The sequence below is a fragment of the Corynebacterium sp. genome, from assembly GCF_030152825.1.
Lineage (GTDB): Bacteria > Actinomycetota > Actinomycetes > Mycobacteriales > Mycobacteriaceae > Corynebacterium.
This window is the reverse complement of the sequence record NZ_JASLIP010000078.1, coordinates 1-3,191: the sequence shown is the minus strand read 5'-3', so window position 1 is coordinate 3,191 and position 3,191 is coordinate 1. Positions and strand designations below refer to the sequence as shown.

Annotated in this window: 3 protein-coding genes and 1 pseudogene; 3 read left to right on the top strand and 1 reads right to left on the bottom strand. The window is 63.5% G+C overall.

Annotated elements, in window-relative coordinates:
* Positions 1 to 192: 192 nt before the first annotated feature.
* Both Q1V78_RS08195 and Q1V78_RS08190 read left to right on the top strand, forming a co-directional pair.
* Positions 193 to 1,296 (top strand): ribokinase, encoded by a 1,104-nt coding sequence (locus tag Q1V78_RS08195; protein ID WP_300613467.1) that lies wholly within the window; start codon positions 193 to 195, stop codon positions 1,294 to 1,296.
* Between the two features lie 99 nt (positions 1,297 to 1,395).
* Positions 1,396 to 1,632, top strand: a complete 237-nt coding sequence (locus tag Q1V78_RS08190) for a hypothetical protein (RefSeq protein ID WP_300613465.1) — start codon at positions 1,396 to 1,398, stop codon at positions 1,630 to 1,632.
* 326 nt (positions 1,633 to 1,958) lie between these two features.
* On the opposite strand, the pseudogene Q1V78_RS08185 reads toward Q1V78_RS08190, so the two are convergent.
* Positions 1,959 to 2,549, bottom strand: a pseudogene (locus Q1V78_RS08185) (cadmium resistance transporter).
* Between the two features lie 110 nt (positions 2,550 to 2,659).
* Between Q1V78_RS08185 and Q1V78_RS08180 the strand changes: the two are divergent.
* The coding region (locus tag Q1V78_RS08180) for a nucleoside hydrolase (protein ID WP_300613463.1) at positions 2,660 to 3,191 on the top strand (532 nt) is incomplete at its 3' end.

Sequence of the window (3,191 nt, the reverse complement as noted above, 5' to 3'; positions counted from 1 at the left end):
GAATGGCGCGTGCGAGGGCGGGGGAGCGGCCTTCGACGCTGGTCAGGGTGCTGGCGCTGGCGCTGGTGCTGGGCAGAGCGCGCAGCAGGCTGCAGCGAAGCCCGCGCTGGATCTGGATGCGGCCCGCCGCGCGGTGGCGGAACAGGACCGTCGCTAAGAGCGGTTGTCCGGGCGTCTTCTAGACTGTGAGGCATGATCCCTGGTAAGCACCCGAACGCCGCGTCTGCCGACGCGGCGAACACTCCTGCGTCCACCGCCGCGAAGAGCAACGCGGCACCTGCCGTCCTCGTGTGCGGCACCATCAACATCGACACCTTCGTGGGCCTCGATGAGTTCCCGCACCCCGGCGAGACGATCATCGGCCGCCGCGGTCTGCAGGGGCTCGGCGGCAAGGGCGCGAACCAGGCCGTAGCCTCCGCCCGCATGGGCGTGGAGACGATCCTGCTGGGCGCAGTGGGGGAGACCAGCGCCGATAACCCCAACCAGCCGCTCGACCCGCTGGCCCTGCTGGCGATCAAGGAGCTCGACGAGCACGGGGTCAACACCGCGCACATCGCCCGCACTCACCAACCCACCGGCCAGGCGTTCATCATGAACGACACGTCCGGCGAGAACATCATCATCGTGACCTCCGGGGCCAACGAGCTGACCAGCCCGGCCGAGCTGACAGAGCTTGCCAAGGAGTTAGCCGATGAGCGCCCTATCCCGGTGGTGCTGGCCCAAGGTGAGCTGACCCCGGAACACTCCGCGGAGCTGCCCGCGTTGACAGAGGCCATCGGCGCCCGGTTGATCCTGAACCTCGCCCCGGTCACCACGAAGGACGCGGACCTGGTCGCGGCGTCCGACCCGATCATCCTCAACGAGCTGGAGGCCGCGGACATCACCGGGCTACCCCGCGAAACCTCCACTGAGGAGCTCTTCGCCGCGCTCAAGGACGTTGCCCGCACCTGCGTGGTCACCCTTGGACCGGCGGGCGCGGCCATCATTGATGAGGCGGGCGTGACCCGCGTGCCCGCCCCGCATATGGAGAACATCGTGGACACCACCGGTGCCGGGGATGCGTTCTGTGGCACGCTCGCGGCTGGGGTGGCCACCGGTTCCTCCCTGGTAGAGGCCACCCGCGTGGCCGTTGCGGCCGGATCCCTGGCGACCCAGAAGGCAGGCGCAGCGGCGGCGTACGCGACGGAGAAGGAAACCCGCGACCTAGCAACACAACTTCTGGTAGGAAACTTTAATTTCCCTTCAATCAAACCCGTCGGCACCGGCAGTTTCCATAGTATTCACTCAATAAAGTGACCCTTGACACTCGCTTCATGAATTACTAGATTCATCAGTGTTCGCTTCGAAGCATCACGCTTCACGATCACATCATCCTCATATTAGGAGCCTTCACCAATGATCGAGTTTCTCGTCAACCTCACCGACATCGTCAATGGCGCACCTAAGGACATTCTGGTCGAGTTCTTCGGCGGTTTCCGTGCTCCCGAGTTTAACGTGACCCTGCCGGAGGAGGTCACCATGGGCGACTTGGGTTCCAGCGGCGACTTTGCCCCGACTTCCAGCCCTGAGTCCGCCCTCACTTCCAGCCCTGAGTTCCACCTGGACCTCGGTGGCGTGAACGTCGGCCCCTAATTCGACGGACACTAAACGAGGCTTACCGAAAAGCCACCCCTTGTGAAAATTGTGTGACTTTCGCAAGGGGTTTTGCATTTATGGTGAGGCGGCGGAAAGTTCCCATCCGACTATTGGGATCATTTCATTCGGCTACTAACCAATGTGCGACCTTATCGAGGCCCTGATCGCACATGTACCGCGCCCTTGTTCTATTCAGAACATAATTCCCGGTACAGTTCATGATTCTTACAAACCGTTTACCTTCTTTGCGCGGAAAAATTTCCTGGCAAGCGAGAAAGCAGTTGAAGAGTGCGGTTTCCAGGACGGCTTGGAGCCGATCATGCTCAAAGGGGTGAGATGCCGAAAGCGTGGTCCTGGACCCAGATCACGACGCCCAGAATGATTAGCACCAGCGGGAACAGGATCTGCTCGAAGCGCTCGAGGATCCCGTCGATGCCCGGGCGGGGGGATGAACTTCGCGGGCCACACCAGCACGCGGACGAGAGCCAATAAGAGCACGCAGAACACAGCGACGCCAGTGGCATCCAGATTCAGTAACACCGGGACGTATACGCCGATATTGTCCCCGCCGTTCGCGAAGGTGACGGCAGCGACGGTCCCGGCGGCGACTTTCTTGCCCGCGGTCGCGTCCTCCTCTTCACCGCGCCAGGCCGACCCTGGGGATTTCAAGCCAATTACCAGCGGAATCAGGCCGAAATAAGGGGTCGCGCCGGCGGCAGGAAGGCCCCCGCACCCCAGACGACCCGCAGCGTCGCCGCGAGAATCAATGCGAAGCCCGGGTACTGGCCCACCGCAATAGCCCGCATCGTCCCGGGGCGGCCGGCGGCAGGGGCGAAGAACAGCGAGAGCACGATGATGTCGTCGATATTCGTCACGGCGAAAAGACCAACAGCTTGGGCGATCGTTGCGACCAAGGGGAACTTCCTGGGGTTGGGCGCGGAGTATGCGCGGGGTGTGAAAGTGCGTGAGCACTATTCTAGCTTTGGCTCCGCTGCCTCCCAGGTGCGCGTGGCACACTTGAAACATGAGCACTTCTGCAGCCAATAACACCCAGCCTCGCAAGATCATTCTCGACTGCGACCCCGGCCACGACGACGCCATCGCCATGCTCCTGGCCTGGGGAAACCCGAACCTCGAGCTGCTTGCGGTCACGACCGTCGCGGGTAACCAGACCCTCGAAAAGGTCACCAAGAACGCGCAGGCGCTCGCCCGCATCGGCGGGATAACCGGCGTGCCCTTCGCCGCTGGCGCGAACCGTCCGCTGGTGGGGCCACAGCTGATCCCGGATGAGATCCACGGCGAGTCCGGCCTCGACGGCCCGCAGCTGCCGGAAGTCGGCGTGGAGCTGGAGGACACCCACGCCGTCGACCTGATCGCGCAGATCATTGAGCGCGAGGAACCCGGCGCCGTGACGATCGTGCCGACCGGCGCGCTGACCAACATTGGCCTGTTCGCACGCCGTTACCCGGAGCTCGTCTCCCGCGTCGCGGGCGTGACGCTGATGGGCGGCGGACACCACACCGGCAACATGACCCCGTCCGCGGAGTTCAACATCC

What these genes read in the sequence shown, in the direction of transcription:
- Q1V78_RS08190 (WP_300613465.1), top strand. Translation starts at nt 1,396, where the DNA reads ATGATCGAGTTTCTCGTCAACCTCACCGACATCGTCAATGGCGCACCT.
- Q1V78_RS08195 (WP_300613467.1), top strand. Translation starts at nt 193, where the DNA reads ATGATCCCTGGTAAGCACCCGAACGCCGCGTCTGCCGACGCGGCGAAC.